Raw genomic sequence first — 16,693 nt, 5'->3', positions numbered from 1 at the left:
GCCTGCTTCTGAAGGCAGGCTTTTCGTTACGCCTGGAGCTTTCTGATATCTAGGAAGGCATCAGCCAGTGCCGTTCAGTGGCCCACCCGAGAAAAACCTTACAACCCTCCCGCTCTTGGTGAGCCAAAGTCAACCGACATCCACATACCGCCATGCGCAACCCGATCATGGCGGGAAGAAATCGCCCCTGAAATGCACTGGGTTGAGCGGCAAAGTGCACTTCAATGTTTCCAAGCACACTCTCCAATCGAGACTGATCCAGCATCGACAGGTAAAACATCATCTGGCGCCACGCATACGCTGTGTTCTTCAACATGACCAGACGTGCGTGGTAGAGCTTGATCTGCATCTGCTGCCGACTGCATATCCATTTGAAACATGCTTCGGCCATTGAGCCCAAACGATCATGTAACAGCGTCTTCAGGTCCAGATCATCAAACAGGATTGCCAGATTTTGCGTGGTCAATATTTGTTGCTGTTCGATGATCGTGCCGTTGTTCGCTGGACTCCATCTACCGATGTCGGCATTCGCCCGCCGCGCGCACAAACCAGCCAGCACACCACTGTTGTTTCGTGAATCCCGCTGCTTGGGTAGTGCAGCCAACTCATCCATATCGATATCGTAATAGCGTGCGTAAAGAGACCCGTCCATCAACCGGACTGAACGCTTGGCAGCCTTTACGAACTTGCCGGAGAAAGCGCCCATGAAAATATCAGCCGCGATTTCCTCTACGAAGGGAAGATCCAGCTTGGCCGATTCGGCAAGCGAAGAAAATTCCTGAAGCAACTTGTTGGGCAGAATGGCCTGAGGAAATGCGGTAAGGGTCAACGCGGACGCTTCGACCAAAGCCTGCCTGGCACCTTCAACCGCAAGAGCACCCGCCTCGTATTCGGTTTCCAGGGCTTTCACCCAAGGCAAATCATCGACTCTCACCTGACGCTGCATGTTCAGCAACAATAGAGAGCGTCGACGCCTGAACGCACGATAGGTAGCGACAGACAATGCCCGCAATGCTACGTCTCGATATCCGGCGCTACAGATTTGCGCCGTCATCGCCGGGAGCACTTTCGCCACTGTATCTGCGGATGTAATGACCCTATGTTCAATCAACTCTGCAACCGTTCCCTTTCGGCAACGTTCGAGGCGTCGACGAATCGAAGGAGGAATGGTCTCTCCCACCTTCAATGAGTAAGCCTTAGCCTCTTCGTCGGTGATCGGCGTCAATAATGGCGCGAAATCAGAGATGCCTTCCGAGACTGGATATCTCGCCAGTCGCACGGAAGCAGCCTTGGCAATCAGATGGTGTGCCGAAGCTGATACGTGATGACGCTGCTGTGCGCGCTTGCTGGAATGATCTTCGGACTCAGGGTGTCCATGCTTGGCTACAAAGTCATCGACGATTCTGCGAATTCGCCCAACCTGGCGCCCCGTTAGCGATGCAGGATCGATAGAGCATTGCTTGAGCAATGCCAGCAACTCCGTCACTCGATCACTGGAATTATCCGTACGACGGGGATCAGCCTCAGTGGCGTTGTCAAACTCTTTACCAAGCACCGAAGCACGCTCGAACCACCCTTCAGGGTAATGCCGGCAAGGCCAACCATCGTTGTACGTCAGCAGGAATAGCGAGACCGCAGCGTCGTACAGAGGCAACCTGCGTTCGACAACATGCTTTTGAACGGCAAGGCGAGGCTGGGGTGAGAGAACGGACAGGCGCAGGCTGATTTGGCCAGCATTGAAAACTTCAACTTCAGCCATCGAGAGCGGGCGCTCGTTGGCTGCCGCGGGAAAGAAACGCACTCGTTCGAAGAAAGGCGCGATCTGCTCGATCAACGTCCTGGCTTCTTCGACGCGTTGCTGCCCCAGAAACCAGGCCACTGTCAGCAACGCGGCCTCTTCCGGTACATCGATCCGATAGTCTTCGTTCGTCAATCGCTCTTGCAGCGTTCTGATGCCTTCGTCTGAAAGATGCCACCTATTCAAATCGAGCCGTTCGTAACCCGCTCGAATGCCGGGAATCGATGACGCCAACAGGCGCTCATCAGCGGTCAGCTCGCCACCGGCCAGAAGGTTACCCGTTGCAAAGCCGCCAGTGGCCACTTCCAGCGTGATCCACTCTGGCAGGTCGGCAAACGGTGTTCGCGAGCCATACAGTGCACGGCCATGCATCAGGTTTTCGAGAACCTTTTGCCAGCGTTCGATCCGGGCAAGTGCTTTCGGACTGGCGTCGTTGTCGCGTGCAGTGAGCGCGCGAGACAGTTGAAAGTGCGCATAACCGGCGTTTATTCCGCCGAGCGCACCCGATTCATCCTCAGGCCTGGACATACTTCCTTGTGACCTACTATGTAGTGGGTCCGGGGGCTGGATTCGAACCAGCGCCCACCCGGTTAGGAGCCGAGTGTTCTACCGCTGAACTACCCCGGAACAGAGCGCGCATTGTCGATGAGTCGCGAAAGTATGTGAAGCTCGGATTCAGGGATTTTGTTGCGACAAATCTCTGATCGTTAAGCCTTCATCACTCAATGCAGCTCTTATCCAAACGTTGCACGCACAAAATCAATAAAACTCCTCAACTTCGGCGTCAGCCTCGGATCCGGCGCATACAACAGAGTCATCGGCGACACCGGCACCTTGTACTGCGGCAGCAGACTCACCAGCGTCCCGCTCCTCAGCGCATCCTTGACCAGCTCCAGCGGCAACATCACCACCCCCAGCCCCGCCATTGCCCCGGACAGCAACGGATCGCCCTGATTAATCGTCAATCGGCTTTTAATCGGTACATCGATACAGCCTTCCGGGCCTTCGAATCGCAGGTGCGAGCGGCCGTCCGAATAGGCGAACGCCAGACATTCATGTTCCTGAAGGTCCCAAGGCGTGGTGATGGTTGGGCGGCGTGCGAGGTAGGACGGTGCCGCGCACAGCACCATCTGATAGGGCATCAGCGGCAGTGCCTTCAGGCCGCTGTCGGCGAGTTCGCCGATGCGAAATACAGCGTCGTATCCGCCGTCCACCAGGTCGACCAGTTCGTTCGACAGCGTCAGGTCCACCGACACTTGCGGATAACGAACCATGTACTCCAGCAGCTTCGGCGACAGTGTGCTGACGCCGAAGGTGACGGGCGCATTGATCCGCAACCGGCCGCTGGGCACACCTCGAGTCACGGCGGCCATTTCTTCGGCGGCGTCCATGTCGGCCAGAATCAGCTTCGCCCGCTGATAGAAGGTGCGGCCGAAATCAGTCAGGCTTTGCTTTCGGGTGGTGCGGTTGAGCAGCGAAACGCCCAGATGTTGCTCGAGCATCTTCACTTGCTTGCCGACCATTTGCGGAGACAGGTTGAGTTCGTCCGCCACCGCGCTGAAGGAACCCAGCTCCACCGCTTTGACGAAGGTGGCCATGAGTGTGAGGCGATCCATTGGAAACTCGTTGTTTCTAGTGTTGCGCCATCCTAGGCCTTTATCCGGAGCGGGCCAAAGCCTAAATTGGCGTCCATGGCACCGGATCAAGTCGGTGCAATTTCATCGATAACCGAGGAAGTACAGATGGCACGCATTGTCAGGATTCATGAATACGGTGACGCGAGCGTCCTGAAACTGGAAAACGTCGACGTCCCGGCGCCCGCTGCGGACGAAGTGCAGATCGAAGTCAAAGCCTTTGGTCTGAATCGCGCCGAAGTGATGTTCCGCAATCACGCCTATCTGCAGGAAGCGGAGTTTCCCAGCCGTCTTGGCTACGAAGCTGCAGGCGTGGTGGTCGCGGTTGGCGCCAACGTCAGTGAATTCAACATCGGTGATGCCGTCAGCGTGATTCCGCCGCTGGACATCGCGCGCTGGGGTACTTACGGCGAACTGGCCAACGTGCCCGCCCACCTCACCGTCAAACACCCGCAAAACCTGTCGTTTGAACAAGCGGCGGCGTCCTGGATGCAATACGTCACCGCGTGGGGTGCGCTGGTCGAACAGGCCAAATTGCGAAAGGACGATTTCGTGATCGTCACCGCCGCCTCCAGCAGCGTCGGCCTGGCAGCCTTCCAGATCGCGAAAATGGTCGGCGCCACCTCGATTGCCGTCACCCGCACCCGCGCCAAGAAACAGGCTTTGCTCGACGCCGGCGCCGCGCACGTGATCGTCAGCGACGAAGAAGACATGGTTGCAGCGGTCATGGCGCTGACCGACGGCAAAGGCGCGCGAGTGGTGTTCGATCCGGTGGGCGGCCCGTCGTTCGAACCGCTGACCCAAAGCATGGCGCGCGGCGGCATCCTGCTGGAGTACGGCGCATTGAGCCCTGAGCCGACGCCGTTCCCGCTGTTCACCGTGCTGGGCAAATGCCTGACCCTCAAGGGTTACCTCTACTCGGAGATTGTCTCCGACCCGGCCACCCTGGCACGCGCCAAGACTTTCATCGGCGACGGGCTGGCGTCAGGTGCGCTGAAACCGATCATTGCCAGGACATTTGGTCTGGATGACATTCAGGAAGCGCATCGCTTTCTTGAGGCCAATCAACAGGTCGGGAAGATTGTCGTCACAGTTTGAGGTGACGATTCCCCTGCTCTACTGTTTGCGGTAGAAACGACGAAAGCCTGCTTTGAAAAAAGCAGGCTTTCGTCTATCCGGCGTCCGGTTATTTCTGATGCGCCGTCAGTGCGGCATAGCCGTTCATCAAGTTGCGGTAGTTCGGAATGCGCTGGGACAGCAGGTTGCCCAGGCCTTCGATGTCGTTGCGCCAGTCGCGGTGCAGTTCGCAGGCTACCGAGAACCAGTTCATCATCTGTGCACCGGCCTGGGTCATGCGGTTCCACGCCGCTTGCTGCACGGTGGTGTTGAAGGTGCCGGAGGCGTCGGTCACCACGAACACGTCAAATCCTTCCGCCAGCGCCGACAGGGTCGGGAACGCTACGCACACATCGGTCACGACACCGGCAATGATGATCTGCTTGCGGCCGGTGGCCTTGATCGCCTTGACGAAGTCTTCGTTGTCCCATGCGTTGATCTGGCCTGGACGGGCGATGTATGGCGCGTCCGGGAACATTTCCTTGAGTTCCGGCACCAGCGGGCCGTTCGGGCCTTGTTCGAAACTGGTGGTGAGGATGGTCGGCAACTCGAAGAATTTGGCCAGATCGGCCAGCGCCAATACGTTGTTCTTGAACTCGTTTGGCGAGAAGTCCTGAACCAGAGAAATCAGGCCGGTCTGGTGGTCAACCAGCAGTACTACGGCGTCGTCTTTGTTCAGGCGGTTGTAGGTTGGAGTGCTCATGTGTGAATCCCTTTTTAGTTGTGGAAGTTCGTTTGCGTTCAAGATGGGCACAGATTACTGACTCGCCTGAAAGCGATAAATCGTCTGAAAAGCGTTTAACCGTCAACTCAAAACGGACAATTCGCTCAAACTGCCGAGCAGATCACACAGCCAGCCCGACCTTCCCCCCGATCCTTGTCATACTGTTCACTCGCTCACAACGACAGCCAGGGAATGTTGATGCCCGGACGCAACACGCAAGCGCCCACCCCAGATGAAACACCGCGCGCGCCTCGCCAAGGCGTGAAGGCCGGCTCGACCTTTCGCCTGACCGTCAGTTTCATGCTGATGGTGGTCGTGGCTTTTCTGACCGTCGAGAGCTGGAGGACGTGGCGCGATTACCGTTCGGTGTTTGCCTCCGCGCGCGATTCGGTGACCAACCTCGCCCGCGCCACGGCGCAACACGCCGAGGACACCATCCGCCAGGTCGATGTGCTGACTGCGGGGCTGGCCGAGCGGGTTGAAGGCGATGGGCTGCAGAACCTGGATGTGGCACGGATTCACAAGCTGCTCATCCAGCAGTCGAAAATCATGCCGCAGCTGCATGGCCTGTTCATCTACGGCCCGGACGGCCAGTGGATCGTGACCGACAAGGAGGTCACGCCCGAAACCGCCAACAACGCCGACCGCGATTATTTCCAGTACCACCGCACCCATGAAGACCGGCACGTGCGCATCGGTCAGGTGGTGGAAAGCCGTTCCACCCATGACCTGATCATTCCGATCTCGCGGCGTTTGAACAACCCCGACGGCTCGTTCGCCGGTGTGCTGCTGGGGACGGTCAAGGTCAGTTATTTCGTCGACTATTACGGTGACTTCCGCATCGATGACAAAGGCGCGCTGGTGCTGGCGATGCGCGACGGCACGATCCTCGTGCGCCGGCCGTTCATTGCTTCCGTGGTCGGCAAAAGCCTGGCGAACAGCGAGATCTTCAAGACCTACCTGCCCAACGCCAATCAGGGCATTGTCCAGATCAGGGCGGTGGTCGACGACACCGAACGCCTTTATGGCTATCGCGCGCTGACCACCTATCCGCTGGTGGTCGAGGCCGGTTTGTCCCGTGACTCCATCATCGCGCCGTGGCGCCAGGACCTGCTGAAAAACGGCTTCGTGCTGGTGTTCCTGATTCTGGTCCTGGCCTGTTTCGGGCTCATCGTTCTGAGCCAGTTGCGTCAGCGGATGGCGATGGAACGGGAGATCCGTTCCGCGCACAAGACCATGCGCGACATGGCGCTGACCGACAGCCTCACAGGCCTCGGCAATCGCCGACGCCTGGACGCGGCGCTGACGGACGAGATTCGCCTGGCCCGGCGTCAGGGTTCGCCGCTGTCATTGATCATGCTCGATGTCGACTACTTCAAGCGCTACAACGACCAGTACGGTCATGCCGCCGGCGATGACTGCCTGATCGCGGTCGGCGACGGCATCCGCAAAGCGGTCAAACGCCCCTCGGATCTGGCCGTGCGCTACGGCGGCGAGGAATTCACCGTGCTGTTGCCCAACACCGACAACGCCGGGGCGATTCAGGTGGCCGAAGACATTCTGCAGACCATTCGTTCACTGGAGCTTGAACATGCCGGGCATCCACTGGGATACGTCACCGCGAGTGCGGGGATCACCACGCGCTATCCGGTTGACGATGCGGTGACCCCGGCTACTTTGCTCAAGTCGGCGGACACTTGCCTCTATCAGGCCAAGCAGCAAGGGCGGAATCGCTGGTGTTCGGCGCAGGCATCCCGGCAAATCCAGCCGATTGCGGCGATGCCGCGTACCGATCGCTGAGAGCAACTACCACCCGCCAATTCCAGCGTCCTTCAAGTACATAAGCAGCGTCCTACATCAGCCGTCCCTCACGCCTGATTACGTGGGCGCCCTCGCCTTCGATACCGTCTGCTGCCTGATCCGGACAGAACACAGACGATGCGAAGAAAAGGCAAAGGTACCGAACTCCGAAACCAAACGCTCAAATCAGAAGCCCGCAAACTTGCGCATGAAACACTTTCCATGGATCCAGGAGCTCTGGCAGCCGGGATTAATGCTCAGTTGCTCAGGATCGACCCGATCACGCCCTTGGCAATCAACGCATATCATCAGTGGAGCGGGCCCATTGGGTACCCATGGGATGATGTACTTGCGTGGAAAACAAAAGATGCAAAAGGTCTGGACTTGGCTTTCTGGTACGAAGATGAGCTGTGCGGTTTGTGCTATGCAACGCCACGAAAAAGCACAATCTGCATAAAAATCGTTCTTTTGCAGGGTCACACCTGCAAGGCCCATACCCTGCGAGGCTGGATCGCACCAATGGCACTACTGACAACAGAGTTCTATGCCCGAAAGCTGGGATGTACCGAAATTGAAGTTCAAGAACCTGACTCAGGTGCTATCTCCTACTACCAAACGCTTGGATTTTATTTTGACACGACTGACCGCCTTGTCTTTCCACTGGCCCCCCCATAAGATCGACTCAAGCAACCAGACACGAGAGGTGTCCATGAAACACAAGAAGCCAAAAGCTCAACCAGCGCTTGCTTCCAGACTTCGTGCCGAAGAGCCCGGTTTGCCCATCAGGGTTTCCGCTAGTCAGCGGCACTTTTTGAAAGTAGCCGCAACGTGTGGCAAAGAAATGGAGCCTGATGGTTGGCTCGCCGGTGGCAGAACCTGAATCCCGCTTTGAAAAAACCGCCTGATTGGCGGTTTTTTTTCGCTTCAATATTGGCGCGCCCCGCGCCGGGCGCTCCAAAGACAGTGACGTGAAGCAAAAGCAGGAGAATTCCGAAAGCCCGCGCTTCATGATTTATTTACCGGCTCAACCTTGGAATCGGCCCACACTCCCTCATATCAAGGAACATCTGCGACCCATTCGAGAGGAAGGACATGCCATGACCACTCAAACCGAAACTGCGATTCTCGCCGGCGGCTGCTTCTGGGGCATGCAGGATCTGTTGCGCCGCTACCCCGGCGTGCTGCAGACGCGGGTCGGTTACACCGGCGGCGATGTGCCGAACGCCACTTACCGCAATCATGGCAACCACGCCGAAGCCATCGAAATCGTCTTCGACCCCGCCGTGATCAGCTATCGGCAGATCCTCGAGTTCTTCTTCCAGATCCACGACCCCAGCACACCCAACCGTCAGGGCAACGACCTCGGTCCGAGCTATCGTTCGGCGATCTACTACCTGAACGAGCAGCAACGCGATATCGCCGAAGACACCGCTGCCGACGTCGACGCATCAGGCCTGTGGCCAGGCCGGGTGGTCACCGAAATCGAACCGGCGGGCCCGTTCTGGGAAGCGGAACCGGAGCATCAGGATTACCTCGAGCGCATTCCGAATGGCTACACCTGCCACTTCATTCGCCCGAACTGGAAGCTGCCGAAACGCGGTTGAGGTGCAGCGTAATCAGTGCGCAACGCGGTGTTCGTCGCGTTGTGCCTGATCCCTTTCTTCGTCGGACCTGAGGTGCGAGCAACAACAACCCCTCAGCTTGATCTAGCCTTGGAAATGCCCCCCCCCTTCATATCTCTTTATGAGCAAGACCCGATGACCTCGAAGCTGACCGTCGCAAAACTTTTAGGCCCTTGGTCAGGAGATGCCCCGACAGGGCTCACGCAGCGCTGCAGAGAGGCCTGGGACACACCCATCGAGCAGTTGAGTGACCTGATGGTCGCGACTTTTCTGAATCAGGATATTGCTTTCGAGCAGATGCTCATTGAGGCGAAACGGCGCATGGACGCTGATGAGCGTGATGACACCGAATATTTTGATGGGCAGCTTTTGGAAGCAATGACACGAGTGCCAAAACCGTAAAGAAACACCAGTACTCCGGATCTGCCACCTGACCACCCGTAGATGGAATGCCTATGTATGGGGCGACGCAAAATGAAAGGGTCGTACACCGAGGGGCCTTCGGCGCGTCCCCCTTTTTGTGCTTGGTCCTTTGCTTGACGCTTGCAGCACCAGCCCAGGCTGACACCTGCCCCGCCGGCGAAAAACAAGTATGCCTCGACAGCTGCATTTGCCTGCCGGACCCGGGGCGTCTGTCTGAAGACCTGTTCCTGATCGCGGCTCCCGCTCTGGCGCTGGCGTTGACCCAGGCCCGCGCCGAAGCCGCCAGCACCGAGATCAAACCGATTCCCCCGCACATCCGGGAGCAACTGCTGCGTTGGTATGACCCCGGCGTCCTCGATGCCGTGCACTACAAAGTCACCAATGACGGCCAATACAACGCCGCCAAGGCCATCCTGCAAAACCCGGATGTCGGAGCGGTTACGCTGATCGACATCATCCTGTTCCGCGACGCTGAAACCGCAGAACACAACGTCACGCTCTGGGCGCACGAACTGAAGCACGTGCAGCAGTTTCAGGAATGGGGAGTCGACGGGTTTGCGCAGCGCTACACGCAGGATTTCAATGCGGTCGAGGCTCCGGCGTATGCGATACAGGGCGAGGTCAGACGTTGGCTGCGAGCCGAAGCCCGGTGATCGGACATCCCCTGCGTCCATGCCGGGGCCAGCCCCACCGTTCAAGCACCAGAAAAAACCTAGGCCTTACCCGCCGTAACCGCCGCCCTCACCTGCCCATGCTGCCGCGTGGTCACCAGCCCGATAAACGAAATCGCCAGCGCCAGCCCAATGGTCGACGTCACTTCCAGACGATGCTCGGGCGTCACCATCATCACCGCGAGCGCGGCGCAGATGAATGCGATCACCAGCCACGTCAGCCACGGAAACAGCCACATGCGAAACGTCAGCTCGACGTTCTGCCGACGCAACATCCGGCGCATGCGCAATTGCGAGATCGCGATCACCAGATACACCAGCAACGCAATCGCGCCGGAGCTGGCGAGTAGAAACTGGAACAACCCGGCCGGCATGAAATAGCTGAACAGCGTCACCCCGGCGCCGATCACGGTGCTGGCGATCACCGCCGCCCTCGGCACGCCCGCAGCGGAGGTCACTTTCAGCGGTTGCGGAGCATCGCCGCGTCGACCCAGCGAGAACAGCATTCGTGAAGAAATGTAGATCGAGGAATTCATGCAACTGGCCACCGCGATCAGCACCACCACATCGACCAGGAATTTGGCGTTGGGAACGTTCATCAGCTCCAGCGCGCGCTGGTAAGAGCCGACGGACGCCAGCAGCGGATCGTTCCACGGCACCACGGAAATCACCACGAAAATCGACAGCAGATAAAACACGCCGATGCGCCAGATCACCGAGCGCGTGGCCTTGGCGATGTTCTGCGCCGGGTTGCTCGATTCGGCTGCCGCGATGGTCACCGCTTCGGTTCCGATAAAACTGAACATGATGGTGATGAACGCCCCGACCACCGCCGACAAGCCATTGGGCGCAAACCCGCCATGCTCTTCCATCAACCGGCTCAAACCGCTGGCCTCACGCTCCGGAATCCAGCCCATCAACACCGCGAAACCCAGCCCGATGAACCCGATGATCGCCACCACTTTGGCCATCGCAAACCAGAACTCGAACTCACCGTACTTGGACACGCTGAACAGGTTGGTCACCACCAGCAAAATGATCGACAGCAACGCAAACAACCACGCATCGACCTGAGGAAAACACTGATTCAAGACATGCCCGGCGGCCAGCGCTTCGATCGGAATGACCAGCACCCAGAACCACCAATACAACCAACCAATGGTGAACCCCGCCCAGCGGCCGATGGCCTGATCGGCATAGGTGGAAAACGATCCCGTGTCCGGGTGGGCCACGGCCATTTCACCGAGCATGCGCATGACCAGCACGACCAGCAGACCGGAGAAGAGATAAGCGAGCAAGACGGCCGGGCCGGCGGCGGCAATGGCGTGGCCGGAGCCGACAAACAGCCCCGCACCGATGATGCCGGCAATGGAAAGCATGGTGACATGACGCGGCTTGAAGCCCTGCGCCAACTGACCGTTCGAGTCCTTCGAGTTCAAGCTATTCATTGTTTTTGTTGTTCTCTGGTGATCGACGTTTGGGCGTACTGACGACGTGTCAGGCGATCATCATTTCTTCCTCTTGCCCTGCTCCAGAGCGGCGCACCTCAAGCGCTGCAGCGTTACAAATCGGTCGGACGACGACGCAGGGCGATGAAATGATGCGTCACCTTACGTGCCCGGCGTTGATCGCAAATAGCCTGGGAGCGGCACGACGGTGTCTGATTTCGACATGGTGAATAGCGTTCGGGCCCGTTCGAGAGCGCCTTCACAAAATTAAAAAAGGTAAAAAAGGGTAAAAAAGGTGGTAAAAAAGGGGACTGATTTATTTAGGAAAAATAGATCAGTCCCCTTTTTCACAAGCCGATGTCGCTGAACAGTTGAGCGACCGCCGGCTTCAGCTCTTGGTCAGATCAACCAACGGTGTCTGCCGCACCTCGGTCTCCCGCCCGGCCTGAATGTCGCTCACCTGCTTCAAGGCCTTGTCCACGGCCGCCTTATCCGCCAACAAGCTGTAGCTGATGCGGAAGTTTTTGTGTTCCTTCGGCCCGATTGTCGGTACCAGGTTCAGTGGCCGCTGATAACGGCGGTTGTAGGAAAAACTCGTCCCCGGCTCCAGCCCGGTGACATAACCCTGGCGTTGGGTATCGGTGTTCTTCCACAGGGAAAACACCGGCAACGTCTGCGTATTGAAGCCAACCGAAACGCCCAGGCTGCCGGCCTTGTTATGCAACACGGTCAACGTATCGCCCTTGGCATCGGCATACGGCACGACGTTGTAAACAGTTTCGTCGTAGTCCTTGGTCGGTGCGCGGTAGGTTTGCCATTCGGGCAAATCGCCCTTGGCTTTGTCGTTGAACGGCGACACTTGTTTCACAGGCGCGGCGAAACGAGCGCCCTGCTCCAGAAACGGGGTGCTGAAGTTGCTGTGGTACAGCGCCTGGTATTCCTTCGGATAGTCACCGTTGTTGGTCAGGGTGTCGTTAAGCGCGAACACTACGCTGCCGGGTTCGGTGACCAGTTCGGTGGCGACGGAGAAGTCGACTTTCTTGAACGCCTGCTCTTTCAGCTCACCGCGCAGGGTAATGGCGTACGGTGGCGTTTCATCGATGTGCAGAGTGACTTTGTTCGCAGGAATGTTGGCGGCCCGGCCGTGCAGGGTCAGCAGCTCGCCGTTGTCGACGCCGGGGTGACCGACCCATTCGTATCCGCAGCGGGTCACCAGCTCATTGAAACCTTCGAGCCAGCCCAGACCACCGCGACCATTGAGTTCGATGAAGGACGGATTGACCACTTCCTTGACCGGCGAATCCCAGCCCATGCGCACGTCGCCGACCGAGGCCTGCAAGACATTCATTCCCCGCGTCGGCACCACCGAGAGTTTCATCGTGCCGTTATCGATGTCGACAATGCTGACGCCCTCCTGCCGACCACCATGCAAGGTGCGCAGGCTGACGCTGAAGGGTTTGTCGGTTTTCACGCCGAGTTGCTGGCTGGTGATCTGCCAGTTTTGAGCAGCTTTATCGGTGTCGAGCAGAACGTAATCCCAGGCCATGGCATGGGAGGCAGCGGACAGTGCGCTGAGGGCAACAACGAGTTTGAGCGGGGTCATGGGAGCAGCCTTTCTTGGAGTTGTGTCGTTTTTATAAACCTGCTGAAACGATTCATCAAGCTTAAAAAGTGATGCGCGCTGGTAGGTGCCGAGAAAGAATGGGTACGGACTGGAAAATTGAAATCGATGTGATTGCGTTATCCCGCAGACTGGAATCCGCTTTTATTCAGGAGCGGCATGGGGTCTGATTTCGACATGGCGAGGGCAACGTGTTTAAGCGTTTTTTGAATGGTGTTTAGAAACGCCCGGCATTACTTCCCCACGGCTACAGCGTCTTGCGTCATTGCCTACGACTACGCCAGAATCCGCCGGCTTGTGCGTCTGGGGTGCGGGTTTTATCGTTTCCGGGTCACTGAAAAACAGTGATCGGGTTTGGTAGCCCGCAGCGCTGACGCATTGCGTCACCTCATGCAGTTGCATTCATGCGACTGGATTTATGGTGGCCATGCTCAGGGCTTCTTCGGAAGCGCCGGTTCCAGTGCTCCGGTCTACCAACCTGCGTATGGTCGCCACCCCTCGTTTGGTAGCGAGAGTGGATGACTCCCATTTAATAAGTGCTGGAGATTCATCTATGTTCAAACCAACACCGAACCCACCGGAAACCGATCCGGTTTCCCCGTACAAATTTCCCGACTCCCGAACCCTTAATGAAGCGGCCGAACGCGCGCTCGATCACTACCTCACACCGCAGCAACGGATCATGGGCAGCCATCACAAACACGACCCCATGTACATGGCCAACCCGGCCTACAACACCGAATCACTCCTGGCCAACGCCAGCGAATCATTGGGATCGGCCAGCGAGATGCTCAACAACTTCGCTGCGACGCTGGAGCCGGCCCATCGCAAGACTGCGATCGGGATTGCGCAGTTGGTGATGTTGAGTGAGTTGGCGGTGAATCAGGCGTTGGACCATGTTGAGGTTAAGAGCTAAACCTTTGCCCTCTGTGGTGCCCGGATAGTACGCAGCGATAGAGGGAATGAGCGTTGGCCGTAGCTGCCATGGTAAATGGCAGCTATCGGCCAGAAGCTGCCGCTTGCGCGCGACCGCAGTTATTCCAAGTAAGATAGTCACGATAGATATAAATACGCGAAAACAGAAGTACAAGGCGCCGCATGACGAATGTGATTAACAGACACCTAGCTTACGCGGGGTAGGCCGGAGGCCTTGAAATCAGTGGAGCGGATGTAGGGAGTCGTACCCTCATTATCAGCTTGGGAAGCTGCTAACAAGGGTAGGTTTTTTTGAGCTTTTTATAGATTGGCTGAAGTGCACAGCAACAAGTTAATCACAACCTTCTATGAACTCACGTGGGGACAACGTCTTAGCTTTAAAGCCATCCGTAAACTGATCAACGACAGCGGTACCAAAAAAATACTCTGGGTTGTACCAGCGACGATGTTTTGCGACTGCATCAAGCGCAAAACGATATGCTAGCTGACGTTCAATTTCCTTTGTGGCTTTAGAAAACATATCCACAGTAGGCATCCAATCGTATAGATATCGGCATTCATCTAGCACCAGCATGTCCATAAACATAGGGGTGTCTTTTGATTTGTATGACCACCTAAGCGTCTTCTCAATATTTACATGATAGGGCGTTGCAACCTGCCTAAAAAGAGCCTCTATTGATTGATGAAAAAGTACAAGATCGCAAAATTGATGGTAGTCGAAAATCTTGTGTGAGTCGTACATAATTTTGAACTGCTCGGATAAATATTCACTTTGTTCTTGACCTTCGGACAACAAGTATGAAAGGAGCTTAATGCTATCAACCAGCTCTTTTTTGCTTCCTTTAATGTCGAGTTGGGCGAGAAACTGATCAGAATAGTTTGAGAACTCTTCATCTTGGAAGATAAACTGCGGGTAATTTAAATCCTTATTATTCAAGCTTTTATCAAGCGCAGCGAGCGTCCAAAGAAGTGGATACATGTCAGGATCGATGATTACATCACCACCGCCATCGTCCTTGTCGAAATGAAAAAGACTTTCGAGGGATTTTTTGAGAGGAGCTATATCTCGGATATCAAAAAATTTACTAAACAAAGAGTTGTGCTGGGGAAACCTATTATAAGGCGAGATCAAGCTGGCGTGATCTATTAGCAGGCGCGTAACAAACTGCCCATAGTAATAGTCAAGTTTTTCCGATACAACTTGATGCCATTCATTAGGATCGAGGCTCTGAGCGATAGGGCCTTCAGTGAAATCATTTTCGCTGTCTTCGCTTTCTATAAAGCTTTTTGGATACAAGTAGCATGCAACTAACTTGGCGAGCAAGGCTCTACCAACTGGATCCTGAGCCTCAGTTGGCAGCGAAAAATTCGTAATCAAAACACCGGGCGAATTTAGTGAGTGCTTTGCGAGCACTCTTGTTAAGGCTGTCAGTGTTTTTTGTTTTTTCCCCCTACTTGGTAAAGGGCCACAGAAATCCAAGTATATTATATCAAAACGCTGGGGTGAGGCTTCGACAAAAGCGTCAAGCCCTCCATTAATTATTTTAATAAATGGGAATTCTGAGTTTAGTGCAGAAATAACAGCCTCGCTGTATGTGGAATTTTCGGACTCAAATGCCCAGATGTTTTCTGGAAGAAGTCCGAGACTACAAAATACCCGCAAATCGTTCTCTGGGTTAGGTCCTGATAAATATGCAACCTTGAGATTTTCTGGCTTTCTAGATTGTGTTATTGAATCATAAAATGACTCCCATCTTTCGATCGTCGATGTCGATAGTTTCGCGGCCACAATGGAGTCAAAAGAATTATCCTTATTAAGGATATGCTGCTTTACGTCTCGAACGTATGAGCGCCGCGCCAATGTTGAATTTGTTCGGTTTTTTGTCAATGCTTCAACTGCGCCGCTGATAACTGAGTGCCTTGCTATATTCTTTACAGTTTCCGTGTAATTTGCCATTTTGTGCTCTCTCCGGACTTGGTTGGCGATTCCATAGCTGGTAGTTTTATGGTGCTGATATTGAATAATGTTTAGATTGATACTAGTTATAATTTTTGAGCTGGTAAGGTTTTTTTTAAGCTTGTCCAAGTTGACTGGTGTTTTATTTTCTAAAGATTTGTAGATTTTCAGGTGCGTATGTTTGTTAAAAATCTTGAAAACCACCATAGCCTACCGCCATCATGTCGTCCACTAGGCTAGTGAAATTTGTTTGGGACATACAAGAGGGTATGCGGAGTCGATTGAATTTTTCGAATCGGCGAAGTAGATCGCTGTTGGCATGTGGTCTGATCGTGCTATTGTCAGCCGTGGCAAGCTGCGAAATTCGAGCTGCTAGACCTGATCCAGGATGCTGGATGGATGACTTTAATATTTAAGGATGACGTAAAAAATGCATTATAAAAGCTTCTTTGTCGAATGCGCTGAAAAAGTAAGGGACGAGCTAAGAGATTCAAAGTCTGAGATCAATCAAGAAACTGCGAGCCCTTTGATAAAAAGTCTTTTTGATCAGTTTAGCGATGATGAACATGAAGCAATTATGTTGCTGCTTTTAAATGGCCCAGATACGGAATATTATATACAGCGTTCTACAGTAGCTGCTTTTCGTGCGTTAAAGGCCTCAAGAACAAAAATCTCGATAGATGAGTTCCACCATCATATGAACGATTACCTCCAAGACCTTTTCAAAAGTATGGGAGGGTCAGGAACGGTAAATGAAGAGGGGCACAATGATTACAGCATTCTGTTTGCGGATGGTACAGAGATTGAGTTTGAGCCCTATATCAATGAAAGTGGCAAGCCAAAACTCCGCATCACTACTACGCAAGGGCACATGCCTCTCTAGTAGCTCGAAAGGCTAAGGTACTTCCGAAAATTTCAAGGGGCAAGAATGTGGCTAATCGTA

General features: G+C 55.2%; 15 protein-coding genes and 1 tRNA gene. 8 read left to right on the top strand and 8 right to left on the bottom strand.

Annotated features, from left to right (window positions below; translation table 11 throughout):
- Window positions 1-49: 49 nt before the first annotated feature.
- The 3 genes from ACM6JM_RS07285 to ACM6JM_RS07275 form a co-directional block, all read right to left on the bottom strand.
- Window positions 50-2,326: a hypothetical protein gene (locus tag ACM6JM_RS07285; RefSeq protein WP_414881559.1), complete on the bottom strand. Its 2,277-nt coding sequence runs from the start codon at window positions 2,324-2,326 to the stop codon at window positions 50-52.
- A gap of 24 nt (window positions 2,327-2,350) precedes the next feature.
- Window positions 2,351-2,425, bottom strand: a tRNA-Arg gene (locus tag ACM6JM_RS07280).
- A 107-nt stretch (window positions 2,426-2,532) separates the two neighbouring features.
- Window positions 2,533-3,414, bottom strand: coding sequence for a LysR family transcriptional regulator (locus tag ACM6JM_RS07275; protein WP_414881558.1), 882 nt, complete (start codon window positions 3,412-3,414; stop codon window positions 2,533-2,535).
- 126 nt (window positions 3,415-3,540) lie between these two features.
- Here ACM6JM_RS07275 and ACM6JM_RS07270 point away from each other — a divergent pair, with 126 nt between their 5' ends.
- The gene (locus ACM6JM_RS07270; protein ID WP_414881557.1) at window positions 3,541-4,530 is read left to right on the top strand and encodes a zinc-dependent alcohol dehydrogenase family protein; all 990 of its coding nucleotides are present in this window, start codon (window positions 3,541-3,543) and stop codon (window positions 4,528-4,530) included.
- Window positions 4,531-4,618: 88 nt separating this feature from the next.
- Here the strand turns inward: ACM6JM_RS07270 and ycaC are convergent, their stop codons facing one another.
- The gene (gene ycaC / locus ACM6JM_RS07265) at window positions 4,619-5,251 is read right to left on the bottom strand and encodes an isochorismate family cysteine hydrolase YcaC (RefSeq protein WP_007958138.1); all 633 of its coding nucleotides are present in this window, start codon (window positions 5,249-5,251) and stop codon (window positions 4,619-4,621) included.
- 219 nt (window positions 5,252-5,470) lie between these two features.
- Between ycaC and ACM6JM_RS07260 the strand changes: the two genes are divergently transcribed.
- Together ACM6JM_RS07260 and ACM6JM_RS07255 are read left to right on the top strand one after the other, a co-directional pair.
- Window positions 5,471-7,072, top strand: coding sequence for a sensor domain-containing diguanylate cyclase (locus tag ACM6JM_RS07260; RefSeq protein ID WP_074690964.1), 1,602 nt, complete (start codon window positions 5,471-5,473; stop codon window positions 7,070-7,072).
- Between the two features lie 138 nt (window positions 7,073-7,210).
- On the top strand, window positions 7,211-7,747 hold the full coding sequence (locus ACM6JM_RS07255) for an N-acetyltransferase (RefSeq protein WP_414881556.1): 537 nt from the start codon (window positions 7,211-7,213) through the stop codon (window positions 7,745-7,747).
- Window positions 7,748-7,754: 7 nt separating this feature from the next.
- Here the strand turns inward: ACM6JM_RS07255 and ACM6JM_RS07250 are convergent, their stop codons facing one another.
- Window positions 7,755-8,081 carry a hypothetical protein gene (locus ACM6JM_RS07250; RefSeq protein ID WP_158248858.1) on the bottom strand — a complete coding sequence of 109 codons (327 nt, stop codon included), beginning with the start codon at window positions 8,079-8,081 and terminating at the stop codon, window positions 7,755-7,757.
- Window positions 8,082-8,169: 88 nt separating this feature from the next.
- On the opposite strand from ACM6JM_RS07250, the gene msrA reads away from it, so the two are divergent.
- From msrA to ACM6JM_RS07235, 3 genes are read left to right on the top strand one after another with little or no spacing between them, the layout of a single operon-like run.
- Window positions 8,170-8,676, top strand: a complete 507-nt coding sequence (gene msrA / locus ACM6JM_RS07245) for a peptide-methionine (S)-S-oxide reductase MsrA (protein ID WP_011333723.1) — start codon at window positions 8,170-8,172, stop codon at window positions 8,674-8,676.
- Between the two features lie 15 nt (window positions 8,677-8,691).
- The gene (locus tag ACM6JM_RS07240) at window positions 8,692-9,096 is read left to right on the top strand and encodes a hypothetical protein (RefSeq protein WP_414881555.1); all 405 of its coding nucleotides are present in this window, start codon (window positions 8,692-8,694) and stop codon (window positions 9,094-9,096) included.
- A 47-nt stretch (window positions 9,097-9,143) separates the two neighbouring features.
- Complete coding sequence (locus tag ACM6JM_RS07235; protein WP_414881554.1) at window positions 9,144-9,770, top strand: DUF4157 domain-containing protein; 627 nt, start codon at window positions 9,144-9,146, stop codon at window positions 9,768-9,770.
- A gap of 59 nt (window positions 9,771-9,829) precedes the next feature.
- Here the strand turns inward: ACM6JM_RS07235 and ACM6JM_RS07230 are convergent, their stop codons facing one another.
- Both ACM6JM_RS07230 and ACM6JM_RS07225 read right to left on the bottom strand, forming a co-directional pair.
- Window positions 9,830-11,236: an amino acid permease gene (locus tag ACM6JM_RS07230; protein ID WP_414881553.1), complete on the bottom strand. Its 1,407-nt coding sequence runs from the start codon at window positions 11,234-11,236 to the stop codon at window positions 9,830-9,832.
- A gap of 388 nt (window positions 11,237-11,624) precedes the next feature.
- Window positions 11,625-12,839 carry an aldose 1-epimerase family protein gene (locus ACM6JM_RS07225; RefSeq protein WP_074690742.1) on the bottom strand — a complete coding sequence of 405 codons (1,215 nt, stop codon included), beginning with the start codon at window positions 12,837-12,839 and terminating at the stop codon, window positions 11,625-11,627.
- Between the two features lie 571 nt (window positions 12,840-13,410).
- Here ACM6JM_RS07225 and ACM6JM_RS07220 point away from each other — a divergent pair.
- Window positions 13,411-13,773: a DUF6124 family protein gene (locus ACM6JM_RS07220; protein WP_074690741.1), complete on the top strand. Its 363-nt coding sequence runs from the start codon at window positions 13,411-13,413 to the stop codon at window positions 13,771-13,773.
- A 351-nt stretch (window positions 13,774-14,124) separates the two neighbouring features.
- Here the strand turns inward: ACM6JM_RS07220 and ACM6JM_RS07215 are convergent, their stop codons facing one another.
- Entirely contained in the window at window positions 14,125-15,957 is a 1,833-nt protein-coding gene (locus ACM6JM_RS07215; protein ID WP_414881552.1) for a hypothetical protein, read from the bottom strand.
- A gap of 223 nt (window positions 15,958-16,180) precedes the next feature.
- Here ACM6JM_RS07215 and ACM6JM_RS07210 point away from each other — a divergent pair, with 223 nt between their 5' ends.
- Complete coding sequence (locus ACM6JM_RS07210) at window positions 16,181-16,633, top strand: hypothetical protein (RefSeq protein ID WP_414881551.1); 453 nt, start codon at window positions 16,181-16,183, stop codon at window positions 16,631-16,633.
- Window positions 16,634-16,693: the final 60 nt, after the last annotated feature.

The organism is Pseudomonas sp. IT-P2, assembly GCF_949767575.1.
GTDB classification, from domain to species: domain Bacteria; phylum Pseudomonadota; class Gammaproteobacteria; order Pseudomonadales; family Pseudomonadaceae; genus Aquipseudomonas; species Aquipseudomonas pharyngis.
Note: the sequence above shows the minus strand (reverse complement) of the source record. Positions and strands in the feature narration are given on the sequence as shown.

Excerpts from the sequence above, each read along its gene's own strand:
- ACM6JM_RS07250 (WP_158248858.1), bottom strand. The coding sequence starts at position 8,081 with ATGAAGCGCGGGCTTTCGGAATTCTCCTGCTTTTGCTTCACGTCACTG.
- ACM6JM_RS07225 (WP_074690742.1), bottom strand. The coding sequence starts at position 12,839 with ATGACCCCGCTCAAACTCGTTGTTGCCCTCAGCGCACTGTCCGCTGCC.
- ACM6JM_RS07270 (WP_414881557.1), top strand. The coding sequence starts at position 3,541 with ATGGCACGCATTGTCAGGATTCATGAATACGGTGACGCGAGCGTCCTG.
- ACM6JM_RS07230 (WP_414881553.1), bottom strand. The coding sequence starts at position 11,236 with ATGAATAGCTTGAACTCGAAGGACTCGAACGGTCAGTTGGCGCAGGGC.
- ACM6JM_RS07210 (WP_414881551.1), top strand. The coding sequence starts at position 16,181 with ATGCATTATAAAAGCTTCTTTGTCGAATGCGCTGAAAAAGTAAGGGAC.
- ACM6JM_RS07255 (WP_414881556.1), top strand. The coding sequence starts at position 7,211 with ATGCGAAGAAAAGGCAAAGGTACCGAACTCCGAAACCAAACGCTCAAA.
- ACM6JM_RS07220 (WP_074690741.1), top strand. The coding sequence starts at position 13,411 with ATGTTCAAACCAACACCGAACCCACCGGAAACCGATCCGGTTTCCCCG.
- ACM6JM_RS07285 (WP_414881559.1), bottom strand. The coding sequence starts at position 2,326 with ATGTCCAGGCCTGAGGATGAATCGGGTGCGCTCGGCGGAATAAACGCC.
- ACM6JM_RS07275 (WP_414881558.1), bottom strand. The coding sequence starts at position 3,414 with ATGGATCGCCTCACACTCATGGCCACCTTCGTCAAAGCGGTGGAGCTG.
- msrA (WP_011333723.1), top strand. The coding sequence starts at position 8,170 with ATGACCACTCAAACCGAAACTGCGATTCTCGCCGGCGGCTGCTTCTGG.
- ACM6JM_RS07215 (WP_414881552.1), bottom strand. The coding sequence starts at position 15,957 with ATGGTGGTTTTCAAGATTTTTAACAAACATACGCACCTGAAAATCTAC.
- ACM6JM_RS07235 (WP_414881554.1), top strand. The coding sequence starts at position 9,144 with ATGCCTATGTATGGGGCGACGCAAAATGAAAGGGTCGTACACCGAGGG.
- ACM6JM_RS07260 (WP_074690964.1), top strand. The coding sequence starts at position 5,471 with ATGCCCGGACGCAACACGCAAGCGCCCACCCCAGATGAAACACCGCGC.
- ycaC (WP_007958138.1), bottom strand. The coding sequence starts at position 5,251 with ATGAGCACTCCAACCTACAACCGCCTGAACAAAGACGACGCCGTAGTA.